Source organism: Myxococcus sp. CA005 (genome assembly GCF_006518205.1).
Lineage (GTDB): Bacteria > Myxococcota > Myxococcia > Myxococcales > Myxococcaceae > Myxococcus > Myxococcus xanthus.
In genome coordinates, this window is the sequence record NZ_SRLV01000045.1 from 43,414 (window position 1) to 69,870 (window position 26,457).

Consider the following 26,457-nt stretch of genomic DNA (forward strand, 5'->3'; position numbering starts at 1 on the left):
AACGCCCTGGGCACGCCCCCCTGGGCCCAGGTCGAAGTCGAAATGCTCAGGGCACGCTCACGGTGGCTCGGGCCAGGGCGAGCCAGGAGTTGCGCCGGCCCGGGTCCTCCAGCGGCGCGGTGTCGTACCGCTGGGCGTACCCGGCGGCGCCGAGACCGAAGAAGGACGTCACCCACCAGCGGACCGCGAGGGCGCCGCCCGTCGTACCGCCGGGCTGGATGTCGGAGGCACCCCGGCCCAGCCACAGCCGCTCCACTCGCGCGGCGAGCTCGACGGCGCCCGTGGGCACCTGCCCGGCGTTGACGGCGTCCATGCCGGTGGGGTCGTTCGGCGCCACGGGCCAGCGAGCGCCGTCGCCCCGGGGGCGTCCCACCACCACCCAGGACACCTCCAGCGAGGCCCCCTGGCTCTCCATCCGTGGCAGTCCTTCGCGCGGGGTGTTGGGATTGCCATCGGTATCGCGAGAGCGCCGCTCCCAGGCCGCGGCGCCTTCCGCCAGCACCCTCACGGGCCCAACGTCCAGCCGCGCGTGCGCCTCCACCACCGAGCGAGGCCCCGATACCGGGGGGGCCCGGTAGAAGACGAAGTTCTGGGGGCCGATGCCACCGATGCCGGCCCGGTCGTAGGCGTTCTCCACATGGACACCCGCGCCAGCGCGGAAGCCCCAGAAGGCATCCACGTCGCCCCGGGCGCGGCCCCAGCGTCCATCCACGCGGGCGTCCAGGGCGGGCAGGCTGTTGTCATTGCCCAACGGACTGCGCGAGCCATTGCCCACGCGCACCCAGGCCTCCACGGGCAGCGTCTTGGGCGCCCACCAGGCCTCGATGCCCAGATCGCGGCGCGGCCAGAACGTCTGCGCCAGCAGGGATAGCTCGGGAATGGCCCGGGCCTCCTGGCTCTCGTCGCGCGCGCTGATGAACAACGGCGTCTTCGACATGCCCATGGACAGGCGCAGCGACTCGCCCAGGGTGGCGGCCACGAAGGCGTCGATGAGCGCGGGCTTCTCCTGCGCCCACTCCGCCACGCCGGAAGCCATCAGCCAGGGCACGGGGTAGGCCCGGGCGCCCACGCGGAGGCGGGCCAGCGTGACGCCGTCGAAGCCCTCCACCTCGGAGACGTGCTGACGCCAGTCGATTTCACCCACCAGGACGGGCTGGAGCCAATCCGGGGCCGCCAGCGCGGGCGTGCTCGCCAGCGTGGCCACTGCGATGAGGACCCGGCGCATTCAGTCCACCGGGACAATCTGGAGGAAGTGCGTGGTGCCGTTGGACTCGTCCCCGTCGTGGTCGGCGAGGAAGAGGCGGCGGTTGACGGCGTCGTAGGCGATGCCGCGCACGTTCTGGAAGCCGCTGGCGATGACTCGCTGCGCGCCGGTGCTGGGATTGATGCTGACCACGGTGCCCTGACGGGTGCCCGTGAGCAGCGCGCCGCCCGGCCCGAGCGACAGCAGGTCCGGCTCGGTGAGGGTGGCGATGGTGGTCAGCTCCGCGGGACGCGCCAGCGGCGAGCGGTACACCTTCCCGGCAATCTGGTCCGCGATGTAGAGCGAGTCACCCACGGCCAGCACGCCCACGGGCTTCTCCAGCGCACCCACCACCTCCTGCTCCGTGCCGTCCAGGTTGAGCAGGGCGATGGAGCCCACATTCACGTTGCTGTTGCGGACGAAGTAGGAGTTGTAGAGCCGCCCGTCCTCCGTCACCGTCAGGCCGATGCGGCGGCGGTTGGTGGGCAGTCCCGGCACCTTGCCGGTGGTGCCGTCCGGCCGCGCGAAGAGCACCGCGCCCGCCGTCCCGAAGCCGAAGCGCACCGTCACAAGCGTGCCGTCCGGCATCCGCACCACCTCACCCAGGTTGGTGCTGTTGGGCGGCGCGTCCGGCAGCGCGACGGCCAGGGACACGCCTTCACCGTCCCGGTACTTGAGGATGCGGTGGTTCTGGTCGTCGGCGATGTAGAGCGTTTCGTTCTCGGCGTCCCAGAACATCCCGTTGGGGTCGCCGTCCAATGGGATGGCCTTGGGGCCCCGGTCCACGGGCGCATCCACCCCCGGACCGTCGGAGGGGGTGTCAGAGCAGCCCACGAGGGTGAGCAGGGCAAGAAGGGACAACAGGGGCGCGCGCATGGCGGGCTTCTAACCTAGAAGGCCTCGCCCACGTTCAAATAGAAGCTGGGTTCACTTCCGTAGGCGATATCGAGCCGGAGATTGACGGGAACGTCTGTCATGGGGGCGAAGCGCAGCCCTGCGCCAGCCGCCGGTTTGATGTCACGCATGTCGAAGTCGCGTGGGCTGCGTGCCACCGTCGCCGCGGAGACGAAGGCCACGGGGCCCAGTCGCCAGAAGAGGGGCGCGCGGTACTCAACCTGCGCGCCCAGGTGCTGGCGCTCGCGGAAGCGCCCCTCCAGGTAGCCTCGGCTCAACTCCATCCCGCCCAACCTCCCCGTGTCATAGAAGGGCGGTTCACCGTCGCGCAGGTCGACGAGTCCCTGCATCGCGAGAACGTGTCGCTGTCCCCACGGAAGTGTGAGGTAGCGCCGGACATCCAGTCGCAGCACATCGAAGACGTAGTCGGAGCTCCACGCGTCCCGGGCCCGGCGCAGGTTGAGCCGCGCCACCAGGCCTGTCACCGGATTGAGCGTGTTGTCCCGTGAGTCATAAAGGGCGGTGAGCCCGAATTGAACCGTCGAACCGCCCTCGGCGCCCGTCATGCGCCGCACCGCCCCGTCCTCCGCGACATAGGTGAAGCGCGCGTGCTGATAGCGCACGGTAGGGCCGACATAGAGGCGCGGGGCGATGCGCCACTTCGGACTCAATTCAAGCTCGAAGAAGATGGGGGTGAAGTCCTCCTCGTCCTCCGCCCGCGTGCGTGCGCCCATGCCGAAGAAGCGGTCCGGGAAGCGCGCCGCGCTGGCGGTGGCCGTGAGGTTCAGCCGGTCGTCGAGCAGATTCACGTCCGGCTGGAGGAGGAGGGTGAACTGGCCACGGGTGCTCGCGGCGGCGGCCAGCATCACCTGGGACTCCCTGCCGCCTCGCGACGCCGGGGGCTGATAGATGAGCGATGCCGCGCCGCCCAGGAGGAAGCTCGTCTCCGGCTGGTAGGCGGGCAGCACGAAGGGGACGACGCTGAAGCGCCCCTCCGGTGCTTCCTCGGGAGTGGCCACGAGCAGGACGCCGAGGACGGCCGTGAGGAGCGGTGTCATGGCGGGGCCTCAGACGTTTTCGTCGAGCCAGTCGAACAGGCGCGCTTCGGCCAGCGCAGTGGACGCCGCCTGGCAGTGCAGGGGCGCGGCCTCTTCGTGGGTGAACATCATCAGGTGCTTGGGGCCCCGGAGCGCGTCGTAGAGCTTCTGGGATTGGCCCGGCGAGGCATCCTCCGCCTCGCCCTCCATGATGAGCACCGGGCAGCGGATGCGGTCGACGATGGCCTCGTTGGTGAACTCCTCCAGCTTGCGGAAGAGCTCCGACGGCGACCGGGCGCCATGCTTCCAGTACACGTCACGCAGCCAGTACTGGGCGGTGGGCCACCGGTCCGCGAGCGCGGTAATGGCCTGGTCGAACTGCTCCGGGTGTGACTTCAGCAGTGCCAGCGAGCCCGGGAGGAAGCGGTTGAAGTGCGAGCTGGTGGACTCCCACCAACTGAGGACGCCGGGGTTGGCGATGCACAGGGCGATGCGAGGTTCGAACGCCGCCGCCCGAGGCGCCAGTGCGCCGCCGAACGACAGGCCCATGAGGAGAATGCGGCGAGGGTCCACCCCGCTGATGCGCTCGGCCGCGTCCACCACGGGGCTGACGGCCTTCTCCCAATCCGGCCGGAAGCTCAGCCGGTGTTCCCGCAGCGAGCGGCCCTGGCCCGGGCCGTGGAACATGAGCACGTGGTAGCCGCGCCGGGCCGCGCCTTCCCAGACCCACTTCGTCTCCTCCGGCCAGGCATGCAGCCCCTGGTGGAGGAGGATGACGGGCGCGCTGGGCTTCGCGTGCGGCGAGCGCACGAAGTACGCCGCCAGCGTGGTGCCCTCGTAAGGGATGGCCAGCGGCTGCACGTCGTAGCCGAGCAGCCCGTTCGACTTCTCGAACGTGGTGGCCGCCTGCCGCGTCACCTCGAGCGTCCGCGGGTCCTCCAGGTCCGTGTAGTGCATCGTCGCCGCGCGGTAGTAGTTCGCCGCGCGCGCGTAGGCCTGGCCGGCGCTCAGCCGGTGACCCTTGGACTCGGCGTTCTGGGCGTGGCCGTGGACCCGCCGCGCCGTCTGGGTCCACGCCTCGAACCAACTGCGCTCGTCCCCGGGCTGGATGCGGCTGGCCGTCTCCAGCACGTCCCCCACGTCGCTCTGGCCGTGGGTTGCATGGCTGAGGAACCAGAGCACCTGGTTGTCCATCAGCCCGTCCCCCGTGAGGCGGATGTCGTACCAGGCGTCGCTTCGGGGGTTGATGCCCTGCACGTCCTTGGACACCGGTGCCAGCGCGCTCCGCAGCCCCAGCGCCGCCGCCGCGCCGCCCGCAAACAGCCCCGCTCCCATCAGCACGCCTCGTCGAGAGGGTCTTCCTGCGGTAGGTTCGCCTTCGGGCTTGACCATGGGATTCAATCTCCTGGATTAATCGGTTGATTGAATCAGTAGATTTAAGGCTGCCCGCGCCTGTCAAGCGTCGGCGCGGAGTCACGTCGTTTCAGGGGTTTGCAGGGATGGGGACCAAGGAGCAGGAGGCCCGGGAGCGCATTCTCCGGGCGACCATCGTGTGCATCGGCCGGGACGGACTGGATGCGACGGGCATCCGGGAGATTGCCCGCGAGGCGCAGGTGAACAGCGCGGCCATCAGCTACTACTTCCGGAGCAAGGAGAAGCTGGTCGCCCTGGCGCTGGAGCAGACGCTGGACCAGGCCTTCGGGAACGTCCTGGAGGACTTCGATCGGCTCCGGTTGGAGGGCCTGGGCATTCGCGAGGCGTTCGAGACGCTGCTCGAGGATTTGATGAGCAACTCGCTGCGCTACCCGTACATCGCGCACGCGCACTTCCACGACGCGCTGGCCCATCAGCGCTACGACAGTTCCGCCATCCAGCGCTTCAATGCGTTCCTCGCCGAACTGGCCGGGCGGCTGGCACCGGGGGCGCCGCACCTGCCGGAGAACCGGCTGCGGATGGCGCTCACCCAGGTGTGGGCCTCCCTGAGCCTGCTGTCGATGATGCCCCGGCTGTTCGACCAGTTCATCCTGCTCGACTTCGGCACGCTCGACACGCGGCGCGCCTGGGTGCAGCAGGCGTCACGGCTGCTCTTCGTTCCTTGAGGGCCGTGTCACACGTGTCTCGTCAGAACGCCGCGCCGTCCGCGCGCAGCCCTGGAGAGCTGGCGACCCCCGGCGTCAGCGTGTCATGCGCGACGAAGCTCGCATCCGGCGTGGCGTCCGGCGAGCGGTTGGCGGAAACCCCGGGCACGGTGGACGTGTAGTCGTACTGGTCCACCAGGGTGGAGTCCTGCCGCCGGACGCGCACGGAGTCACTGCCGTTCCCCAGGCCCAGCAGACCACTGGACGCGGCCAGCGCATTCGCCTGTCCCGCAGGCACCGCCGCGGCGCCACCGAAGACGACCACGGCCTTGCCACCACCCAGCTGCGTCCCCTGCGCGAAGACATGCCGCGCGGAACCGTTGGTGGCGTCCCACAGCGTCCAGCCGGAGATGTCCACGGGGAAGGGACTGGCGTTGACCAGCTCCACGAACTCGTGCGCGGAGGCCTGGGTGCCTTCATTGGCCAACACCTCGTTGATGAACACGCGCGCGGCGCCACTGGCGATGGTCACCGCAGCGTCACTCATGTCCGCGTGCGCCGGTTCGTAGACATCCACCACGCGCACCCACACGTTCGAGGCCGCCTCGTCCGGAACGCTCCAGGCGAAGCGCCCCAGGGCCGCCGGGACGGACGCGGCCAGGACGCTCCAATCCGTTCCACCATTGGTGGAGACCTCGACGCGGACCTCGCCCACGCCCCAGGACGTCCAGGTGATGGGCAGCGTGCTCCCGCCCTGGTACGTCCCGCCGTGGGGCGACTTCAGGCGGAGGAGGGGGCCGGTTGCCGCGCTGAAGGCGTAGCTGCTGACGACGGGGCGGTGGTCGCTGACCACGTTGAGGAAGTCGGGGAACCACTCGTCCACGTAGAGCACGCGGGCCGATTCCGCGACGTAGCGGTCCGCCGCCTCGTTGGTGGCCAGGGTGTGGTCGACGACGTTCTCGAAGCCAATGGAGGTGTCATCCCCCGCCAGCGACAGCTCTCGGGTGATGAAGGTGAAGTGAGCCGAGTCGGAGACGAAGTTCTGGTAGGGCGTGGCCAGCGGCGCGCCGGAGGTGGGGTCGAGCGAGATGGACTCGTCCACGTCGTCATTCCAGTCGCCAATCACGAAGACGTGCTGCGTGGGCAACTGCTCGTCGAGGTACGCCTTGAGCGCCGCGGACGCGCGCTCCCGGGCTTCGCGCGGCGCCGTCGGGTCGGCGCTGTTGGCGCGCATGTGGACGACGATGACGGTGAGCGGCGTCTCCGCCCCGTTGATTTCGGTGGTGAAGTCCACGCGGAGCGGCGGGCGGTCCGCGAAGTCGGAGATGTTGCCAATCCGGACCAGGGTCGCGCTCTGGAAGGTGAGGGAGCTGTCGTACAGCACGCCCAGCTTCTGGCTGCTCGTGCCGTAGGGGGACGTTCCGCCAGAGACGAAGGCCGCGTCGTTGGAGAGGAAGCCGTCGAAGCCGGGGAGCTGGGCCTTGAGCAGGTCGAAGTCGGCGGTATCCACCATCTCCACCATGGCCCACAGGTTGGCGCCCGCCGCGAGCATGATGTCGCGCGCACCGGCAATCTGCAGGTCATCGGACGCGCCGCCATCCGACGAGGAGTTCGACGGGCCGCGCGAATCCGAGCCGAAGTAGGTGAGGTTCCACTGGCCCGCGGTGAACACGGGGGCGCCCGGCGCGCTCACGGAGAGCGTCAGCTCCCGGGTGCCCGTCTGGCCATTCGCATCCTCCACCGTGACGGTGAAGGTGCCGCGGGCCACCTGGGCGGGCGTGCCGCTGAGCGTGCCCGTGGCGGACAGTGTGAGGCCCGCCGGCGCCGTCCCCGCCGTGATGCGCCAGGTCAGGGGCGCGGTGCCACCCGCGGCGGCCAGCGTCGTCGTGTACGCCCGGCCCACGGTGCCTTCCGGCAGGGCCTCGGTGGTGATGCCAGGCGGCGCATCCTGTCCGGCGTCCGCCCCCGCATCGGAATCGGTGCCTGCATCGGAGTCCGTCCCAGCGTCGGGATTGTTTCCGGCGTCGACGACGACGCCACTGTCCGCGGGCGTGGGCGTGGGGTCGTCCCCGCAGGCGGTCAATAGGAGCAGGACGAGAAGAGGCGCGAGTGTGCGGGGGGGCGACATGAACGACTCCAGGGCAGGGAACGAAGCTCGAAGGACAGCGACGGTAGTCGATGGGGCGGACATGCTCCCGCTGCCACGGCAGGACCGCCGCGTCCTCAGGTCGCGCCTTCGTCAATGACTGACTGGATTGCGGCCGCCAGCCAACGCTGGGTGGACGTGTCGAGCCCTTCTGAGAGCCGTTGGATGGGCAGCAGCCGCCCGCTGACGAGCAGGCCATTCCAGAGGATGTTGAGCCGGGCCGCGCGCCCCTCGCCATCCGGAGCGCCCAGCCAGCGGGCCAGGGGGGCGATGACCTGCTTCTGGAGCAGTTCGACGCTGGTCGCATGGGCTTCGGGGTCGGACGCCGACAGGATGAGCATCGCCAACGGCCCCGAGGCGTCGTGTGCACCCAGGAAGAGGGACACCACCGTCTCTCCAAACTGGCGCCTGTCTATCTGGAGCAACGGGCCGATATCGAGCACCTGCGCCAGCGTCTCCCGGTACAGCCCCTGCTTGGAGCCGAAGTAGCGGCCCACGAGCGAGGAGTTGACTCCGGCCAGCGCCGCGATGTCCCGCACCCCCGTGTTGGCGAAGCCCTGTGTGGAGAAGAGGGCCCGCGCGGCGGTCATCAGGGCGGTGCGTGTGCGTTCGGAGTCTCTTTGCCGAACGGCTGGCTTTGCAGTGGGCGGTCGGGTCGAGGGCATCTGGGTTTACTTATAATTCCGCTTGAGTTATGTCTATGTAAGTAAACGACTGTGTACGTCGTGCGTGGCTTCCAACTCGAAAGGACATGTGCGGATGACTGCGACAAAGCAGGAGGGGCGCGCTTTCTCTCCGGAAGCCTTGAAGGAGAAGTACCGCCTCGAGCGTGAGAAGCGGCTGCGGCCCGACGGCAATACGCAGTACATCCCCGTGAAGGGCGTCTTCGCGGACTTCGACAAGGACCCTTATGTCGAGCCTGGCTTCATGCGTCCGGCGCTGGCGGAACAGCTCGACGTCTTGATTGTCGGAGGTGGGTTTGGCGGCATGTTGTCGGCAGCGCGGCTGCGTCAGGCGGGCGTGGACGCCATCCGCATTGTCGAGAAGGGCGGCGACTTCGGTGGCACCTGGTACTGGAACCGCTATCCAGGCGCCGCTTGCGATGTGGAGTCCTACATCTATCTGCCGCTGCTCGAAGAGACTGGCTACATGCCCACGGAGAAATATGCGCGGGCGCCCGAAATCTTCGCCCATTGCCAGCGCATCGGCAGGCACTTCCAGCTCTATGAGAAGGCGCTGTTCCAGACCCTGGTCCAGTCCATGGACTGGGACGAGGACGCCCGGCGCTGGAACGTCACGACGGACCGAGGGGACCGGCTGGCGGCGCGGTTCGTCATCATCGCGGGCGGCATCCTCCACAAGGCCAAGCTGCCCGGCATTCCAGGCATCGAGACGTTCAAGGGGCATTGCTTCCATACCAGCCGCTGGGACTACGCCTATACCGGTGGCAGCCCCACCAGCCGCATGACCCGGCTGGGCGACAAGCGCGTGGGCATCATCGGCACGGGCGCCACGGCGGTCCAAGCCATTCCCCAACTAGGGGCAGTGTCTCAGCAGCTGTATGTCTTTCAGCGCACCCCCTCGAGTGTTGGCGTGCGCGGCAACCGGCCCACGGATGAGGCCTGGGCGAAGTCGCTCCAGGCCGGCTGGCAGCAAGACCGCATCCGCAACTTCTCCGCGATTGTCTCTGGCCGCGCGCTGCCGGTCGACATGGTCCAGGACGGCTGGACGTACATCTTCCAGGACGGCGCGACCCAGCAGGCCCGGACGCCCGAGGAAGCCGTCGAACTCCGCCAGTTGGCTGACTACCGGAAGATGGAGGAGATCCGCGCACGGGTGGATGCCATTGTCTCGGATGCGGCGACGGCCGAGGCGCTCAAGCCTTATTACAACCCGATGTGCAAGCGGCCCTGCTTCCACGACGAGTACCTGGAGACGTTCAACCGGCCCAACGTCCAGCTCGTGGACACCGAAGGCAAGGGCGTGGAACGGATGACGCCGAGGGGTGTGGTGGTGAAGGGGGAGGAATACCCGGTCGACTGCCTCATCTACGCCTCGGGCTTCGAAGTCTCGGGTGATTACACCCGGATGCTGGGCTTCGACATCCGGGGCCGCGATGGCACATCGCTCCGGGAAAGCTGGGCCGACGGTCCCGCGACGCTGCATGGCATGCACAGCCGCGGCTTCCCGAATCTGTTGATGTTCACCACGACCCAGAGCGGCTGGGCCATCAACTTCGTGCACATCCTCGACGAGCAGTCCCAGCACGCCGCCTACATCATCGGGCGGTGCCTGAAGCAGGGCGTGGAAGTCATCGAGCCCTCGGCGCAGGCGCAGCAGCAGTGGTGGGATGTGATTCTCTCCCGCCTCAGGATGGGGATTTCCTTCGGCGGGGCGGATTGCACGCCCGGCTACTACAACAACGAGGGCGTCAGCCCGGGGCCGAACGCCATCCGCTACGCGACCTTCGGAGGCGATACGCTCGCGTTCATCGATGTCCTGCGTGCTTGGCGTCAGGGCGATGGACTCGTGGGCCTGGAGCTCTCGCAGGGCAAGGTGGCTTCGAAGCCATGAGTGCCTCCATGTTCCGATGCGTCTCCAAGTCCCTGGCCGCCGGTCTGCTGTTGATGGCGGCCCCGGCCCTGGCGACCCCTCCCAAGTCCTACCGTCAGGAGACGGTGGTGGCCGGCTCCCACTTCCAGGGTGTCCACGGGCTCGCCGTGGATGGAAAGGGAAACCTGCTGGCCAGCAACCTGCTGGGCCAGTCGGTCCACGCCGTCAACCTGAGTACGGGCGCGGTGAGCACGCTCGTGGGGCCTCCGCTGGGCGGCGCGGATGACGTCGCGCTGGGGCCTGACGGCTCCATCTACTGGACGGGTTACTTCTCCGGCCAGTTGATGCGGCGCACTCCGGACGGGAAGACGCGCGTCATCGCCAGGAACCTGCCGGGCCTCAACTCGCTGGCCTTTCGCGGCGATGGCCGGTTCTACGTGACGCAACTCGGGCGAGGCGATGCGCTGTGGGAGGTGGACCCGACCGGGCGCAAGCCGCCCCGGAAGGTCATCGACGCGCCCGGTTATCTCAATGGCTTCGAGTTCGGCCCCGATGACCGGCTGTATGGCCCGCTCATCCTCAAGGGGCAGATTGCCCGCGTGGACGTGGACACGGGCCTCATCGAGAAGGTGGCGGAAGGCTTCACGGTGCCGGTCGCCGTCAACTTCGACGCGCGCCGGGAGAACCTCTACGTCGTCGACGCGGCGACAGGTGAACTGGTGCGGGTCCGCCTGCCGTCGGGTGCCAAGGAGGTCGTCGCGAAGCTGCCCACTGGGCTCGACAATCTGGCCGTGGGTCCGGATGACCAGGTGTACGTGTCCAACATGGTCGACAACGACATCCGCGTGGTGAATCCCGCGGATGGCTCCGTTCGCCTCCTGGTCGAATCTCGCTTGTCCGTGCCCTCCGGTATCGCCGTTGTGCCAGATGACCCCGAGGAGACGCTGTACGTGGCGGATGTGTACGCCCTGCGCCGGGTGGGCGGGCGTGAGGGCTTGGTGACCCAGACGACGCGGGTCCTCTCGTCGCAGTTGAACTTCCCCATGAACGTGAGCGTGACTGCCCGGCATGTCGTGCTGAGCACGGCCTATCTGGGCAGCCACAGCACCCTCCAGGTGTTGGACCGCGGCACGGGAGCGCTCCTGCGGACCATCCCCAGCCCGAATGGCGCGCAGGGCGTGGTGGAGCTGGAGGACGGCACGCTGCTCGTCGCCGAGGCCGCCACGGGCCGGCTCGTTCGTGTGGATACCTCCGAGCCCGCTGTCACCACGGTGCTGGCGGAAGGGCTGGGTGGGCCCGTGGGACTCGCGGCCGACACGAAGGCGAAGGAGCCTGGGGTGTACGTGACGGAGGTGCGTTCGGGGAAGGTGACCCGCGTGCGCCTGTCGGATGGGGCGCGGCGCACGGTGGCCACGGGCCTCAAGGCGCCCGAAGGCATCGCGCTGCATCCCGATGGTGGGTTGATTGTCGCGGAGGTGGGCCGCAAGCGGCTGGTGCGCATCGACGCGGCCACGGGCCGGGTGACGGTGCTCGCCAGTGGCCTGCGCATCGGTCTGCCTGAGAGCGAGGGACTGCCTCCGGGCTACATCCCCACGGGCGTGGCAGTGGGCGCGTCGGGCACCCTCTATGTGACGTCCGACATCGAGAGCGCGCTCTACCGCTTCGTCCCCGTGCCTTGAGCCTGCACGGCCAACCGTCACACGGGGACTTCGAGGTTCATCGACAGACCCGCTTCGAACTCGGGCGCTTGCCGGAGCCGCTCCAGGACGATGCGGGTGCAGTGGAGCGTGACGAGGGGAATCGTTCCCGGTTCGCTGATCCACCGGACCGCGTCCATCAAGTGGTGGGCTTTCAGGAACGCGAGCACGGCATCCCAGAAGCGGCGTCCTTCGTCGAGCGCGGCCTGGTAGGCGGGCCGGCGGTCCGGGGCTGATGCCGGGATGGCATCGGCTCCACGCTTCTTGCGCGGCGCGGGCCGGTACGGCGTGGCGCTCTGCCGGGGCATGATGATGGCTTCAATCCACATCGCGTCACCCTCCACACTCCCGGTCCTCGGGTGGGTCTGGGGATTATCGGACATGGCGCGTGCAGGTTGCGCCCCCTTCGGCTCGCACTCAAGGGTGGGGCACGCTCGCCCCCATGGCATGCGTTGCCTGCTTCAGGGCTTGAGGCTCGCTCGCGCCTCAGGCGTGGCGGTGGGCGCACGCCTGCTTGCCTGCTGCGCCTGCGCTACGCCAACTGCCTGAAGTTGCAGGAGCGCCTGTCAGGTGACGCGGTGGTGTGCTCCGGGCCGCCTACCGTCCGTGCGACCACATCCTACCTTGTGAGGCATGAAGGCATCTCGTCGGCAGCTCCCCGTCTATGTGCCGCCGCGGACGGTCTGGATTGTCGGAACGCAGGTCCTGCTGCTCATCCTGTGCTGGGCCGCGCTCCGGGCGGTGTACCCCGTGCTCACGCTGCTGGCCGTCGTGCTGCTGCTCTCCATCGCGCTGAGCCCCCTGGTGCGAAGGCTGACGCAGTGGGGGCTTCCTCGCGGCGCGGGTGTGGCCATCGTGGCGCTGGCGCTCCTGGGGATGATGGGCGTCCTGGTGGGCTCGCTGGTGCCCATGCTCATCCACCAGCTCCAGGGCCTGGTCCAGTCGATGCCCGCCATGCTTGAGCGGCTCGCGCAGTCCCGCTGGGTGGAGGAGCTGAGCACGCGTTATGGCGTAGAGGTCCAGGCGGAGGACCTCATCCGCTTCGAGCCGACGGACGTCGCGGGCCGCCTCATCAACGTCCTGTCGTCGACGCTGGGCCTGGTGGCGGGCGGCATCACCGTGGTGGTCCTCACGGTGTTCAGCCTGCTGTTCGGTGAAGACCTCTACGAGAGCACCATCCAGTGGGTGTCGCCACGCCGCCGGCCACGCGTGCGGTTGCTCATGTCCCGGATGCGAAAGGCCGTGGCCAACTACCTGGCGGGGACCCTGCTGGTGATGACCATTGGCGGAACGGTCGCCGCCACCATTGCGCTCATCCAGGGCGTGCCGTACTTCCTGCCGCTGGGATTGATGGTGATGATGATGGGCGTCATTCCCTATCTGGGCAGCATCATCAGCGCGGTGCTGGTGGGCGTCATCACCCTGGCCGCGGTGGGCCTCAAGGATGCGCTCATCGCGGTGGTCGTGTTCATCGTGTACCAGCAGATTGAGTCCAACGTGCTGGGCCCCATGATTCAGCGGCGGGCCATCAAGATGAACCCGCTGCTCATCTCCATCGTGGTGCTCTGCGGCGGCGCGCTGGCGGGGCTGCCCGGCGTCGTCCTGGCGGTGCCGCTGGCCGCGGCCGCGCAGGTGCTGGTGCAGGAAGTGCTGGGGCTTCGCCAGGAAGCGTGGCAGCGCAGCCATCGGATGGAGGACTCGAAGCGGGAGCCCGGCCGGGGCGCGGTGGAGGAAGGGTTGCTCTTCGCGGGCCCCATGGCAGGGCCACGTCCGTCAGCGCCGCCGAGCCGAGAGCCACCGCCGCCGGACACGCCCTCGGAGCACTGAGCGCGAAAGCAGAAGGGCCTCCGGACGTCGACCCGGAGGCCCTTCGCGTTCATTCCGCCGTCACGCCGGGTGACGGGGTTCGTTCATCAACGGGCCGCCTGCGTCGAGCGTCCCTGCACGCTGCGCGTCTTCTCCGGCGCCGCGGAGGCCACCGCGGCCGCCACGCCGAAGACGAGGTCGTCGCGGTCGTTGTAGCTGCCGGAGGTGCACGAACTCGCGGTGCCGCCGTATCGGAATTGCGCGCGGATGGCGTGGTTGCCCGCGGTGGCGCCCAGGTTGAAGGTGTGCGTGAAGGTCCGCGCACCGCTGCCCGTACAGGCCACGTCCGTGGTCAGCGCCGTCCACGACGGCGCGGAGGTGTTGGTCGTGTAGTACAGGTCGAAGCGGTCCGTGGTGCCCCAGCACCACACCGTCACCTCGGCCGTCACCTGCTTGCCGACGGAGAAGGCGCTGTGGTCCACCGTGCGGAGGACCACACGGTCGATGCTCTCATCGCTGTGGTAGGTGCCGGAGCTTCCGTCCGCGCAGGAGGCGTTGAGGGTGTTGGGCTGGTTGGGCTCGGCGCCGCCGGACAGGGTGCCGCGGCCGTTGACGAGCACCGTCCCGGTGTCACACCCGCACACGTTGCCGCAGGACGGTGTCCGCAGCGTGGCGTTGTAGGTGGCGGCCACCGGCGTGCAGATGTTGGTGGTGGTGAAGCTCCTCGCCGTGCTGTAGGCGCTGGTGCCGCAGGAGTCGGCCGCCCGTGCGCGCCAGTAGTACGGGGTGCTGCTGCTCAGCGCTGGCGTCACCGTCCACGCGCTGGCCGTCAGGGCGGTGGCCGAGCGGACCACATTGGTGAAGGCCGAGTCCGTGGCCACCTGGACCTCGTAGGTGGCGGCGCTGGGCACGTCGCTCCAGTCGAGCGCCGCGGACGTGCCGACACCGGTGGCGCCGTCAGCGGGGCTGCTCAGCGTGGGCGTTGCCAGGGCGACGCAGCCGCGCGTGGTGAAGGTGGACGCCGCGGTCCAGGCGCCCACGCCACCGCACGAGTTGCTCGCGCGCACGCGCCAGTAGAACGAGGTGCTGGTGGCCAGGGCTGGCGACACCGTCCAGGTGCTGGCCGTCAGCGCGGTGGCGCTGGCCACCACGTTGGTGAAGGCCGCGTCGGTGGCGACCTGCACCTCGTATGTGGAGGCGCCGGAGACGTCGTTCCAGTCCAGCACCGCGGACAGCTCCACGCCGGTGGCGCCGCCGGAGGGCGCGGCGAGCACGGCCGTGCCGGGCGCGGCGCAGACGGGCGTGGTGCACGTGCACGCGCTGGCGGCGCCGTAGCACGCGTTGGAGGACGCCGGGACGATGGAGTAGCAGTACTGCCGGCCGTTGGCGACCTCGCCGTCCGTGTAGGTGGTGCCCGTGACGGTGGCGACCTTCGCCTTGCCGAAGTCGCAGCCCGCGAAGCCCTCCGTCTTCATCACCCAGTACTGGGTGGCGCCCGCGGACGCGTTCCAGCTCAGGCTGACCTGTCCGTCACCCGGGGTGGCGGTGGTGTTGGCGGGCGCCGTGGTGGGGCCGGCGGCGCAGCCGCTGTTCGTCACCGTCGGGGTGGAGCACGCGATGCGGTGCCGGTTGTATGCCGCGTAGATGGCGGACATGTGCGGCGTGCCGTTGGCCAGGTTGCCGTCGTCGTCGTCCGCCGCCAGCCACTGCATGTAGCCGTTGGTGGCGCCACAGCCGTCGGACGTGCCCGCCGTGCAGTTACAGGCGTGCCACGTGCCCACGTTGCCGCTGCCCTGGTAGAACGTCTTGTTGCCCACGATGAAGGCGGTGTTGGAGTCGTAGTTGAACGGCGGCGCCGTCAAGTCGCGCGTGACGAAGTCCCAGGCCGCCTGACGCACGGGCGAGGCCGCGCAGTGGACCTGGCGGCTGCACGGGCCGGAGCCGGAGCTGCACATGGGGCACACGAAGTTCTGCGGCGTGGCGGGGATGTTGGGCACGCTGGCGGCCCAGTCCGCGTCACGCACGCCAGAGCACTTGGTGTTGCACCACGACTGGCCGGAGACCTGCGCCTCCTGCTGGTTGTAGCCCGTGCCGTCCGGCGTCAGGCCGCAGCCGGTGTTGACCGTCTCGAAGAAGCCGTAGCCCACGCAGGACGTCTGCAGGCGGTAGATGGCCGCGATGTCCGCGTAGCCTTCCGACGAGTTGCTGAGCGAGCCGTTGGCGTCGAAGTCGTCGATGCCGTGGCCCCACTCGTGGTCGAACACGGCGCCAATCTCACCGGTGTTCCGGCAGCCGCCGCCGCTCCGGTAGAAGTTCACCGAGCTGCCGTTCCAGAAGGCGTTGCAGGTGCTGTTGATGTTGACGTTGGAGAGCAACTGGCCCTGGAGCCAGGTGTTGGTGGGCAGCCACCCTCGGGCCTGCTCGGCCAGCTTGTTCAGCTCGTAGAAGCTGGAGCGGGACGCGGCGGTGTTGCCCGGCGACGTGCCCGGAGGCACGGTGCAGTTGTGGTCGCCGTTCACCCCGCCCAGGTTGAGGTTGCCCGTGGTGGAGCTGACGTTGATGGCGCCGCACGAGTCGCTGATGCGCACGTACTTGCCCGCCAACGTGGTGGTGACGGTGCCGGAACTGTAGTTGACGATGCCCGCGCCGTCCGTGAAGTTGTTGGGCGCCGGCAGGCCCGTGTTGGCCCAGGGCATGGGCGAGTTGGGCTGCATGGTGCCGCACGTCTCGTTGGAGGTGCAGGATTCGATGTTGGTGGACGGATAGATGCCGCCCTTAATCTGCGCGTCGAAGTAGTGGTTGTCGTCCTCCACGGCGAGCACCTCGCCCGTCTGGGCGTCCACCGTCGTCTTCCAGCGCTCGTTGCCGCCGGCCTCGGAGAAGCCGTAGGTGTACACGAGCCGGTGCTCGTAGCCGGTGCCGACGGCGCCGTTGAAGGACTCACCCGAGAGCGCCACGGGGGCGATCTCCAGCGTGGGCTGCTGCCACAGCGTCTGGGGACTGGTGTTCAGCCCCACGAAGCCGTTGCCGGACACCAGCGCGTCCTGCGGGGCCAGCCGGGGGCGGGTGTCGATGCGCACGTTGGCCCAGGCCTCGGTGCCGATGAGGATGAGGTTGCCGTGGCTGATGGTGGCCGCGATGCGCCCGTGGCGCACGGGGACGCCGTTGACCTGCTGGGAGATGTGGACCTGGATGAGGTCGTCGTTGATGCGCGTCACCCGGGGGTTGCCCATCTGCATCAGGTCGACGTTGAACGCGGCCTGGTTGTCCGCGATGAACTTGAAGATGAGGTCACCGACGGCGGCCTCGTCCACGTTCGCGATGGAGCGGCCAATGGACTCACGGACCTCGTCCATGGTGACCTTGTTGTTGAAGCCGTCACCCGGGATGAGGGGAATGGTGCCTTGCACCGCGGTGGGCGTTCCCGTGCGCGGGTCGATGTAGACGTTGAACTCGCGCCCATTGCGCTTGAAGAAGTCGTCCCACGCGTCGGCGCCGAGCGAGTTCATCTGCTGGCGGGCCTGCTGCAACTGCATGTTCTGGATGGGCAGGTACAGCTCTGGTTTGAAGAAAGCCTTGTCGGCGACGGCGCTCTGTCCCTTGTCAGGTGGCTTGAAGGCCCAGGCGGAGGTGGATAGGAGCAGGACAAGACATGCTGCTGACACCCGTGTGTGGCGCATGCGTTTCTCCTCTGCGGACCCGCGGAGGCACATGCCCTCGCGGTGGCTCCTGCACGGAGCACGTCAACGGCCATACCGGGTGTGAAATTAAATCTGAATACGTGGGATTCCGTTCGCTATTCCCGAAGAAAGTTTTGTAAGAATAACGGGACTTAGAAGTGTTCACTGGTGGTGTGCCTGGCATTCGAACTGCCGCGCACGAACCGGGCTGTCATCCCACGGGGTTGTAGTTTTTCCACGAGGGCGCGAATCGCCTTCAGTCCGGCCAGATGCGCACCCAGTCATCCTGGATGAGCTTGCCGCTGGCGCGGTCGGTGCTCCCGCTGGCCATGAAGCGCCGGGGCGCGGTCAGCGCGAGCACACCGGCCTCCACCCAGAAGAAGAGCAACGCGGCGGCGGCGACGGCGGGCAGCCGCGTGGCCCACCGCTGTGTGGAGGCGCGTGTGGCGAGCACCACGAGCGGAAGCAACAGCAATGGGATGAGCGCGGGAAAGACAGCGAGCAGGCCGCGCGTGTAGCCGAAGAAGGCGACGGTGATGAGGGCCCGGTGCAGCAGCACCGCGGTGAAGAGCGCGAAGCCGCGCCACGCGGGCCGCAAGGACAGCGCGGCGCCCGCGAGCAGCAGCAGGGTGAGCGGCCACTTCAGCCACGCGCTCTCCGGCACGAAGACGTCCACGGGGGCCCGGGCGCCGTTCAGTCCCGCGGGCAGGTTGGAGGCCCCCAAACCCAGCCGGAAGCCGTCCAGCCAGCGGTCCAGCTTGGCCAGCCACAGACGCGCCGCGTCCGCCGGGTAATCCCGCATCCACGCGAGCCCCTCCGCGTACCCGTGCAGCAACAGGTGGCGCTGGGCGGAGTTGGCCACGTCCAGGAAGCCCTCCTGGCCCATCTGGTTGACGCTGTCGGGCGTGAAGCCCCCGGTGGCCGTGGCGTGGTTGGCCATGGCGAAGTTGATGGGGCCGTACACGGTGACGGGGGCCAGCACGGGCAGCGGCTCCAGGTGCGGCGTCCGGGCGTTGAGTTCGCGCAGCACGCGCGCGTTGTGGATTGCCCAGGGGGCCAGCACGACGGCGGTGACGAGCAGGGCCGCGCCCCAACGTAGGGCCAGTGTCCGCGGGGGCATGCCGCCTCGGTAGAGCCAGGCCCAGGCGAGGAGGAAGGGCCAGAGGTACAGGTGTTCGGCGCGGGTGAGCGAGCCCAGGCCCATGACGGCGCCCAGCAGCACGGCGCCCATCCACGTGGGGCCCGCGCGGTGCTGGAGCATCAGCGCGCAGGTGGCCGAGAGGAAGAGGACATAGAGCACTTCGTTGCTGTACGTGGTGGACAGCACCAGCCAGCCGAAGCTGCACGCGAAGAGGGCGGCGCCCAGCAGGCTCCAGCCGGTGCCCAGCACCTTGCGCCACCACCACCCCGTGAAGGCGACCGTGCCCGCGTTCAGCAGTGCCAGCGCGAGCTTGTACGGATAGGCGCTGCCCTGCGGCGGGCCCAGCACGCGGTAGAGCAGCCCCAGGAGCCAGGGGAACAGGGGCGGGTGGTAGGGCAGGGTTGCGGGCCCGGTGTGCCCCCGCGCGAGGTCGGCGGCGTAGGCGTGGAAGAAGCGCGCGTCGCCGTAGAAGAAGATGGAGAAGGGCCAGGTCCGGTCAGGCGACGCCTGCAGGTAGAGCCAGCGCAGCAGCAGGCTGAGGCTGAAGGTCGCGGCGGCGCCCAGGGCCACCGGGTGCCGCCGACACAGCTCGCTCACAGCGGTGAAGCGCCTGCGCATGCCACCCCCCGGACGCGTTGCCCGCCACCTTAGCCAGGCGCGAGCGCGGCGGCCAGGCGGCGCTCAGCTCCGCAGGGGCGGCTTGCCCTGGTGTGCCACCAGCAGGTCATGCATGTCGTTGGCGTGCTCCTCCTCCTTGGCGAGGATGTCCTCCATCATCCGGCGCGTCGTCGGGTCATGGTTGGCGAAGTAGCGCACCATCTCCTGGTACGTCTGGATGGCGATGCGCTCGGCGATGAGGTTCTCCTTGATCATGTCCACCAGGTTCTGCCCTTCGGCGTATTGGCTGGCGCTGCGGGACAGCAGTCCTTCGGGGTTGAAGTCCGCCTTGCCACCGAGCTGGTTGATGCGCTCGGCGATGCGAAGCGCGTGCTGCTGCTCCTCGCGGGCGTGCGTTCCAAACTCGTCCTTCACGGACTCGCTCTGGATGCCCACCGCGGCGACGTAGTGGTAGGTGTAGCGCAGCACGCAGACGATTTCCGTCGCCAGTGCGTCGTTGAGCAGCTTGATGGTGGCGTTGACGTCGCCCTCGTAGTCTTCGGTGATGGCGCCTTCCTCCAGGTGCTCCCGGGCTCGGCGGCGAATCTCGGTGATATCCGTGAGGAAGGGCTGCTGGACTTCGGCCATGGTGGTCCCCCTGTTCTGGGCCTCGCGCAAAGGTAGGACGGGCGGGGCGCGTGGAATCCACCCACGGGAGGAACGGTCCGCCACCACGCCCCGGGGGCGGACGAGGGCGCGGGGACTTCTTCCGAGCTTTCAGAAAAACGACGAACTTTCACGCGTCGGTGGCAGGCTGCACGCATTCGTTTCCTAGACTCGGCCGCCGCGGCAATCGCCCGCCCGGTCTGTCTTGACGCCCGGCATGGAGGGAAGTGTGTCCCACGCAGGTGAGCAGGCCATCCTGGCCATTGACCTCGGGACGTCCGCCGTCAAGGTGGCGGCCGTCACGCTGAGGGGACGGATTCTGGGCGGTGACGTGGAGCCGCTGGAGCTGGCCCTGCTCCCGGATGGGGGCGCCGAGCAGCAGCCGGAGGCGTGGTGGCGCGCCATCGTCCTGGCGACGCGGCGCCTGCTGGCCTCTGGGGCCGTGCGCGCGGAGGACGTCATCGGCGTCAACTGCAGCTCGCAGTGGTCCGGCACCGTCGCGGTGGACGCGTCCGGCACGCCCGTGTGCCCCGCGCTCATCTGGATGGACTCACGCGGCGCGCCGGACGTGAAGCGCGCGGTGGGCGGCTTCCTCTCCGTGGAGGGCTACGACGTCCGCCGCCTGATGACGTGGATTCGCCTGTCGGGCGGAGTGCCCAGCCTGTCGGGCAAGGACCCGGTGGGCCACATCCTCTACCTGCGGCGCGAGCGCCCGGACGTGTACCGGCGGACGTACAAGTTCCTGGAGCCGAAGGACTGGCTCAACCTGAAGCTGAGTGGCCGCTGCGCCGCCTCGTATGACTCCATCACCCTGCACTGGGTGACGGACAACCGCGCGCTGGGCCGCATCGCCTATGACGACCGGCTGCTGAAGATGGCGGGGCTCGAGCGGGAGAAGCTCCCGGACCTGGTCCCCGCCTCCACGGTGCTGGGGCCGCTCCAGGCGCAGGCCGCGAGCGAGCTGGGCCTGCGCGAGGACGTTCAGGTGGTGACGGGCGCGCCGGACATCCTCGCCGCCGCCGTGGGGTCTGGCGCGGTGGGAGACTTCGAGCCCCACCTGTGCGTAGGGACCTCGTCGTGGCTGTGCTGCCACGTGCCCTACAAGAAGACGGACCTCTTCCACCAGATGGCGTCCGTGCCGTCCGCCCTGCCCGGGCGCTACCTGCTGGCCAACGAACAGGAGTCCGCCGGCATCTGCCTCACCTTCCTCAAGGACAACATCCTGTATGGCCGGGATGCGGGGGCGGGCACGGACGGTGACGCGCCGGACCTCTACCGGGTGATGGAGGCGCAGGCGGGCAACGTCCCCGCGGGCAGCGACCAGCTCATCTTCCTGCCCTGGCTCAACGGCGAGCGCAGCCCGGTGGACGACAAGTCACTGCGCGGCGGCTTCTTCAACCAGTCCCTGAAGACGACGCGGGCGCATATGGTCCGGGCGGTGATGGAGGGCGTGGCCTACAACTCGCGCTGGCTCTTCACCTATGTGGAGCAGTTCGTGGGCCGGCGGTTGGACTCGCTGCGAATCATCGGCGGCGGGGCACGCTCCGCGCTGTGGTGCCAGATTCACGCGGACGTGCTGGGCCGCGCGGTGCAGCAGGTGGATGAGCCGGTGCTCGCCAACGCACGAGGCGCCGCGTTCCAGGCCGCGGTGGCGCTGGGGCGGCTGACGGTGGAGGAGATTCCCTCGCTCGTGCCGGTCGCCCGCACCTTTCATCCGGATTCGAAGAACGCGGCGCTCTACGACGAGCTGTTTCGCGAGTTCGTCAACATCTACAAACACAACAAGGCCATCTTCGCGCGGCTCAATCGAGCGCGAAGCGCCTGAACCCCCAGGAGTTCGCCATGGCACTTCCAGACCTGAAGGCGCTGAGCCTGCTCAACCACGTCCCGCCGAGGCTGCTATCCGCGGCGGAGCGCTACCTCAAGGCTGTTCCGGGTGTGAAGGGCCTGCTCAACCGGGAGACGGGCTCGCTGCTGTCCGAACTGGAGAGCGGCCTCAAGCCCTACCGCGGGAAGATGCAGTCGTTCGACCACCTGCCGCCGACGGGGCGCTCGCGCGAGGACGTGCTGCGTGAGCTCCAGGCCCTGGAGTCGCAGGAGGAGTACCGCTGGCGGGAGGGCCGCGTGTCCGGAGGCGTGTACAACGGCGACGCGGAGCACATCGCGTTCCTCAACCGCGTCTATGCGCTGCATTCGCAGAGCAACCCGCTGCACGCCGACCTGTGGCCCAGCGCCACCAAGTTCGAGGCGGAGGTGGTGGCGATGACGGCCAGCATGCTCGGCGCGGACGTGGCGAACGCGGGCCAGCCGGAGGAGGCGCGCATCTGCGGGGCCATGTCGTCCGGTGGCACCGAGAGCATCATGCTGGCGATGAAGACGTACCGGGACTGGGCCCGGGAGACCAAGGGCATCACCAGGCCGGAGATGGTGGCGCCCGCCAGCGCGCACCCGGCCTTCGACAAGGCGGCGCACTACTTCGGCATCAAGATGGTGCGGGTGCCGGTGGGCCCGGACTACCGTGCGGACGTGGCCGCCATGCGCAAGGCCATCAACCGCAACACCATCGTCCTCATCGGCTCGGCGCCCGGCTTTCCGCACGGTGTCATCGACCCCATCGAGGCGCTGTCCGAGATCGCGCGCAAGAAGCGCATCGGCTTCCACACCGACGCGTGCCTGGGCGGCTTCGTGCTGCCCTTCGCCATGAAGCTGGGCTACGACGTGCCGCCCTTCGACTTCCGGCTGCCGGGCGTGACGTCCATGTCCGTGGACACGCACAAGTTCGGCTATGCGGCCAAGGGCTCCTCGGTGGTGTTGTACCGGGGCACGGAGCTGCGCTCGCACCAGTACTTCACGGCGACGGACTGGCCGGGTGGCATCTACTTCTCGCCCACCTTCTCCGGCAGCCGGCCCGGGGCGCTCATCGCCTCGGCGTGGGCCGCGCTGGTGAGCACGGGGGAGCAGGGCTACCTGGACGCCACCCGGAGCATCCTGGAGACGGCGGCGGCCATCAAGAAGGGCATCCGGGACATCCCGGAGCTGCACGTGCTGGGGGACCCGCTGTTCGTCATCGCCTTCGGTTCGGAGTCCGTGGACATCTTCCAGGTGATGGAGCGGATGAGCGAGCACGGGTGGAACCTCAACGGCCTGCACAAACCGTCCGCCGTCCACCTGTGCGTCACGCTGCGCCACACGCAGCCCGGCGTCGCGGAGCAGTTCCTGGTCGACCTGCGCGACGCCGTGGACTACGTGAAGTCCCACCCCAGCGCGAAGGGGACGATGGCGCCCGTGTACGGCATGGCGGCCTCCGTGCCCTTCCGCGGTCTGGTGAGCGACCTGCTCAAGAAGTACATGGACCTGCTCTACAAGGTGTAACGGCGCGGGTCCTACAGCGACCGGCTGGCGATTTCCGCCAGCTCTGCGTCGGTGAGCACCAGGGGGTTGGCCTTCATGCTGCTGGCCTCCTTGGCCTTCGCCACCAGCGCTGGTACCTGGGCCTCCGTCAGCCCGTAGCGTCCCAGCCCCGGTACGCCCAGCGCCGCGCGAAGTTCGTCCACCCACGTGACGGCGTCCTCGGCCCTTGCATCCACCCGCCCCGTCAGCAGCGCCGCCAACTCCTGCACCCGGGGCAGTGATGGATGCGTTGGCGCACGGGCCCGCAGCGCGCGCAGGTTGACGTCCAACACCGCTGGCAGCAATGCCGCGCACACCGCGCCGTGGGGCGCGTCGAACATGCCACCCAGGGGCGCGGCGAAGCCGTGCACCGCGCCCAGGCCCGCATTGGCCAGACACAGACCGCCGAAGAGACTGGCCAGGGCCAGGTCCTCGCGGGCGGGCGCATCCGGACCGTCCAGCACCGCGCGCCGCAGCGAGCGGGCCGACCTTCGCAGGCCCTCGCGTGCCAGCGCGTCCGTCAGCGGGTTGGCGCGCGCGGAGAGGTAGGGCTCGATGAGCTGCGACAGCGCGTCCATGCCACTGGATGCAAGCACGGCGGCCGGTGCCCCCGTGAGCAGGTCCGGGTCCACCAGCGCCACGCGCGGCAGCATGTGTGGACTGCGCAGGCTGGCCTTCGCCTTCGCGTCCTTCGAGCCCAGCACCGCGTTGCGCGTCACCTCGGAGCCCGTGCCGGCCGTGGTGGGGATGGCCATGAAGGGCAGGGACGGGCGGGTGAGCGGCTGGCCCCGGCCAATGACTTCCAGGTAGTCCAGCGGGTCGCCCCCGTTGGCGGCGAGCGCTGCAATGGCCTTGCCCGCGTCCAACGCGCTGCCTCCGCCCAGGGCCACCACCACATCACAGCCCGCTTCCGCGACGCGCGCGGTGCCTTCACGAGCACGCTCCACGGTGGGCTCGCCGTCCACGGAGAAGACAGTCACCCCCAGGCCCAGGCGCTCCAATGCGTCGTGGAGGGGCCGTGCGCGGGAGGGATTCGCGCCGGTGACGAGCAGCACCCGGGAGCCCCCGAGGCCGCGAATGATTTCGGGTGCCTCGGCCAGGCGGCCCGGGCCGAAGACGACGCGGGTGGCGGTGGCGAACTCGAACGAGGAAGAAGCGCTCACGTCCGTCACCACCCGGCGTCTTCAGGGAAGCGGTTGACGAACTTCCGGCTGGTGCGGGGCTCTGACATCATCGGAGCCACGGTGTCGCGCCATGTGAGGTAGTGCGCCGTCTCCTTGTGCGCGGCGGGGGCCTGCGGCGTCCGGTACGCCTCCACCAGCACGAAGCGCGTGGGGTCCTCGGCGTCCTGCAGGACGTCGAAACGGGCAATGCCAGGCTCCTTCACGCTTTCTCGCGCATTGGCGAGCGTGGCCTGGTGGAAGGCGTCCACGTGCTCCTGCTTGACGTGGACCTGGACGTGAACGACGAGGAGACTGTGGGACATGCCCCGGAAACTACTCCGGGCCGGGGCCGCGTGGGGACGCGACCTCCGGCCCGGGAGGGGGCAGGGGTGTTGGCTGCCCGTCAGTCGCTACGGGGCCTTGAGGACCGCCGTCGGGCTGATGACGTCTTCCAGCTTGCGGGCCATGGTCCACCCGTCGTGGTAGACGATGCCCACGGGGCTGATGGTGTCATTCCGGTACAGGCCGACCTTCAGGTAGTTGAGCTGACCCTTGTACTGCGTGGCGATGTAGCGCTTGGGCAGCACCACCTTGCCGTTCAGGTACAGCTCCACGAAGCCCACCTTGGAGTCCGGCGACCACTTCACGTGGAAGATGAAGTCCAGCCAGCGGCCGCGAACCAGCGGCGTGCGCCAGACGATGGTGCCCGGGTTGCCGCCGATGTTGAGGCGAATCTCCTCGCCGTAGACGTAGAACTCCACCGGGGGCGAACCGGAGTTGCCCTCGTGGTGCCACTGGGTGAAGAGTTGCCACGTCTTCGCGCTGGGGAAGCTCGAGTCGAACATGGTGCTGAAGCGGTAGTAGTACTCGGAGCCCGTGGCCTCGCGCGTCATGCGCACCAGCTCGTTGCGGTTGCCGCTGGAGTTGATGGGGTCGTCGCCCTTGCGCACGGTGGCCTTGAGGGCGTAGCGGCCCTGCCGCGCGGGGGAGCTCACCAGCGCCAGCCGGTCCGCGCTCACCATCTGCGTGTGGCTCCACTGGGAGCGGCTGTTGGTCTCGAAGTCACCGACCCACACCACGCTGGCGCCGGTGCCCGGGGGCGGCTGCTCCGGCGTGGGATCCGGATTCGGGGTGGGGTCGGTGGGAGTCGACGTCGTGGACGAGCAGGCACGCGCCTCGGCGATGCTGGCCCATTCATTGACGTTGTTGCTCTGGAAGGTGATGCGAACCCGGCGGGTGTTGACGGCCTTGAAGCTGTACGTCTCCGCGGCGGCGGTGGTGCCGCTGCTCTTGCCCGAATAGACCTGTGTATAGGTATAGCCATCCGGTGAAACAGAGACGAGGAACTCATTCGTGCGGGTATTGCCCTGGTGCCACGCGACGGAGACCCCGGCGACCTGCTGGATGGAGCCCAGGTCATAGTCAACCCAAGAGCCCCGGCCGCTCCGGCTCCAGCGCGTGCCCAGGTTGTCGTCCATGGTATTGGCTGCGACGTTCCCGTCGTCGCCGTTGGAAATCACCGACCGGGCCGTCAGTGCGGTGCACCCGGGGGTGGTCAACGCCGCGGCGCTGACCGCGGAGTTGTCGAGGGCATCGAATTCGATGGGGGACGCACCGGCTTCAGATGAAACATCATCTTCAGGGGCACCGCAGCCAGTGCTGCTCATACCGAGCAGCGTTCCAACCAGCAGGAGGGTCTTCTTCATGTGGGGGGATCTCTGGGAACTAAAGACAGACGAGGGGGAGTCCGCGCCGTGGAGGGACGGGCGGGGAGGGTGCTTGGCTTTGCTAGGTGGGCTTCTCCAAGGTCACGGCGGGTCGCTGCCGTGTCGAGCTCTCAACGAGCATCCATCAAAAGTATTTCGTATTCAACATGCGATTCACGCCTGCTTGCTCTCCAGGCGCCAGTCGGGGCGTACCTTGTTTCTGTTTCATTTGGTGTGATTGGAATTGTTTGTCATTGTGCGATGCGGGCGCTGAAAACGCGCTGCGCGTGAGGCTTTCGATGCACTGCGGGCCTGGGCTGGCGCCGGAGTGCACTGCGACGCGAGTCGGGGGTGTGCGGTGGGGAGCGAACAGTCCCACATCCCTGGCGGCCGGAGGCGCGAGGTGCATGCCGGCGCTACAACACCCCCGGTCGTACCGGCGACGCGAAGGACCGGCGCTCGACTCACACAGCGTCATCCTTCAGGGAGGTGACCATGAACCCGGCTTCGGGCTCGTGCGTTGCGTGTGGGGCGCGTTTCCTGGGAGGCGTACTGGCGTGTCCGCGGAGCGCGGCGGGGGTACCCCGGGACGCGCCGGTCCGCCGATGGGCGCCAGGGCTGTGCCACCCGCCGCTGGTGGGCCGGATCGCGGTGCTGAAG

At 68.7% G+C, this 26,457-nt stretch carries 19 protein-coding genes; 6 read left to right on the top strand and 13 right to left on the bottom strand.

Annotated elements, in window-relative coordinates:
• Nucleotides 1-46 precede the first annotated feature (46 nt).
• The 4 genes from FMQ63_RS20605 to FMQ63_RS20620 are packed head-to-tail and all read right to left on the bottom strand — an operon-like array spanning nt 47 to nt 4,509.
• On the bottom strand, nt 47-1,225 hold the full coding sequence (locus FMQ63_RS20605) for a hypothetical protein (RefSeq protein ID WP_011552926.1): 1,179 nt from the start codon (nt 1,223-1,225) through the stop codon (nt 47-49).
• Nucleotides 1,226-2,119, bottom strand: coding sequence for a hypothetical protein (locus FMQ63_RS20610; RefSeq protein ID WP_011552927.1), 894 nt, complete (start codon nt 2,117-2,119; stop codon nt 1,226-1,228). It lies immediately after the preceding gene.
• A 14-nt stretch (nt 2,120-2,133) separates the two neighbouring features.
• A complete protein-coding gene (locus FMQ63_RS20615) occupies nt 2,134-3,195 on the bottom strand; it encodes a BamA/TamA family outer membrane protein (RefSeq protein WP_011552928.1) in 1,062 nt (353 codons plus the stop codon).
• Nucleotides 3,196-3,204: 9 nt separating this feature from the next.
• Nucleotides 3,205-4,509: a S9 family peptidase gene (locus tag FMQ63_RS20620; RefSeq protein ID WP_011552929.1), complete on the bottom strand. Its 1,305-nt coding sequence runs from the start codon at nt 4,507-4,509 to the stop codon at nt 3,205-3,207.
• 164 nt (nt 4,510-4,673) lie between these two features.
• Here FMQ63_RS20620 and FMQ63_RS20625 point away from each other — a divergent pair, with 164 nt between their 5' ends.
• Nucleotides 4,674-5,273, top strand: a complete 600-nt coding sequence (locus FMQ63_RS20625; RefSeq protein WP_011552930.1) for a TetR/AcrR family transcriptional regulator — start codon at nt 4,674-4,676, stop codon at nt 5,271-5,273.
• 22 nt (nt 5,274-5,295) lie between these two features.
• Here FMQ63_RS20625 and FMQ63_RS20630 read toward each other — a convergent pair whose 3' ends face one another.
• Together FMQ63_RS20630 and FMQ63_RS20635 are read right to left on the bottom strand one after the other, a co-directional pair.
• A complete protein-coding gene (locus tag FMQ63_RS20630) occupies nt 5,296-7,380 on the bottom strand; it encodes a lamin tail domain-containing protein (RefSeq protein ID WP_225909947.1) in 2,085 nt (694 codons plus the stop codon).
• Between the two features lie 95 nt (nt 7,381-7,475).
• Nucleotides 7,476-7,988, bottom strand: a complete 513-nt coding sequence (locus FMQ63_RS20635) for a TetR family transcriptional regulator (RefSeq protein WP_020478807.1) — start codon at nt 7,986-7,988, stop codon at nt 7,476-7,478.
• A 169-nt stretch (nt 7,989-8,157) separates the two neighbouring features.
• Between FMQ63_RS20635 and FMQ63_RS20640 the strand changes: the two genes are divergently transcribed.
• Nucleotides 8,158-9,972, top strand: coding sequence for an NAD(P)/FAD-dependent oxidoreductase (locus tag FMQ63_RS20640; protein ID WP_011552933.1), 1,815 nt, complete (start codon nt 8,158-8,160; stop codon nt 9,970-9,972).
• Nucleotides 9,969-11,630, top strand: coding sequence for an SMP-30/gluconolactonase/LRE family protein (locus FMQ63_RS20645; RefSeq protein WP_011552934.1), 1,662 nt, complete (start codon nt 9,969-9,971; stop codon nt 11,628-11,630). The genes FMQ63_RS20640 and FMQ63_RS20645 overlap by 4 nt, the downstream gene beginning before the upstream one ends.
• Before the next feature lie 17 nt (nt 11,631-11,647).
• Here the strand turns inward: FMQ63_RS20645 and FMQ63_RS20650 are convergent, their stop codons facing one another.
• Nucleotides 11,648-12,031, bottom strand: coding sequence for a hypothetical protein (locus FMQ63_RS20650; protein WP_368665447.1), 384 nt, complete (start codon nt 12,029-12,031; stop codon nt 11,648-11,650).
• 250 nt (nt 12,032-12,281) lie between these two features.
• Between FMQ63_RS20650 and FMQ63_RS20655 the strand changes: the two genes are divergently transcribed.
• On the top strand, nt 12,282-13,475 hold the full coding sequence (locus FMQ63_RS20655) for an AI-2E family transporter (protein ID WP_011552936.1): 1,194 nt from the start codon (nt 12,282-12,284) through the stop codon (nt 13,473-13,475).
• Between the two features lie 86 nt (nt 13,476-13,561).
• Here FMQ63_RS20655 and FMQ63_RS20660 read toward each other — a convergent pair whose 3' ends face one another.
• The 3 genes from FMQ63_RS20660 to FMQ63_RS20670 all read right to left on the bottom strand — a co-directional run bounded on the left by FMQ63_RS20660 (nt 13,562) and on the right by FMQ63_RS20670 (nt 19,520).
• Complete coding sequence (locus FMQ63_RS20660) at nt 13,562-17,134, bottom strand: PepSY domain-containing protein (protein ID WP_043613075.1); 3,573 nt, start codon at nt 17,132-17,134, stop codon at nt 13,562-13,564.
• A 256-nt stretch (nt 17,135-17,390) separates the two neighbouring features.
• The gene (locus FMQ63_RS20665; protein WP_011552938.1) at nt 17,391-18,893 is read right to left on the bottom strand and encodes a glycosyltransferase family 39 protein; all 1,503 of its coding nucleotides are present in this window, start codon (nt 18,891-18,893) and stop codon (nt 17,391-17,393) included.
• Between the two features lie 63 nt (nt 18,894-18,956).
• Nucleotides 18,957-19,520 (bottom strand): bacterioferritin, encoded by a 564-nt coding sequence (locus FMQ63_RS20670; protein ID WP_011552939.1) that lies wholly within the window; start codon nt 19,518-19,520, stop codon nt 18,957-18,959.
• Between the two features lie 235 nt (nt 19,521-19,755).
• Between FMQ63_RS20670 and FMQ63_RS20675 the strand changes: the two genes are divergently transcribed.
• Complete coding sequence (locus FMQ63_RS20675; protein WP_011552940.1) at nt 19,756-21,363, top strand: FGGY-family carbohydrate kinase; 1,608 nt, start codon at nt 19,756-19,758, stop codon at nt 21,361-21,363.
• A 17-nt stretch (nt 21,364-21,380) separates the two neighbouring features.
• Nucleotides 21,381-22,910: an aminotransferase class V-fold PLP-dependent enzyme gene (locus tag FMQ63_RS20680; protein WP_011552941.1), complete on the top strand. Its 1,530-nt coding sequence runs from the start codon at nt 21,381-21,383 to the stop codon at nt 22,908-22,910.
• Between the two features lie 11 nt (nt 22,911-22,921).
• On the opposite strand, the gene FMQ63_RS20685 is transcribed toward FMQ63_RS20680, so the two are convergent.
• From FMQ63_RS20685 to FMQ63_RS20695, 3 genes are all read right to left on the bottom strand, one after another.
• Nucleotides 22,922-24,103 (bottom strand): iron-containing alcohol dehydrogenase, encoded by a 1,182-nt coding sequence (locus FMQ63_RS20685; RefSeq protein ID WP_020478803.1) that lies wholly within the window; start codon nt 24,101-24,103, stop codon nt 22,922-22,924.
• A complete protein-coding gene (locus tag FMQ63_RS20690; protein WP_011552943.1) occupies nt 24,097-24,414 on the bottom strand; it encodes an antibiotic biosynthesis monooxygenase in 318 nt (105 codons plus the stop codon). Before FMQ63_RS20690 ends, FMQ63_RS20685 begins: the two co-directional genes overlap by 7 nt.
• A gap of 87 nt (nt 24,415-24,501) precedes the next feature.
• Complete coding sequence (locus tag FMQ63_RS20695; RefSeq protein WP_011552944.1) at nt 24,502-25,797, bottom strand: heparin lyase I family protein; 1,296 nt, start codon at nt 25,795-25,797, stop codon at nt 24,502-24,504.
• Nucleotides 25,798-26,457 lie beyond the last annotated feature (660 nt).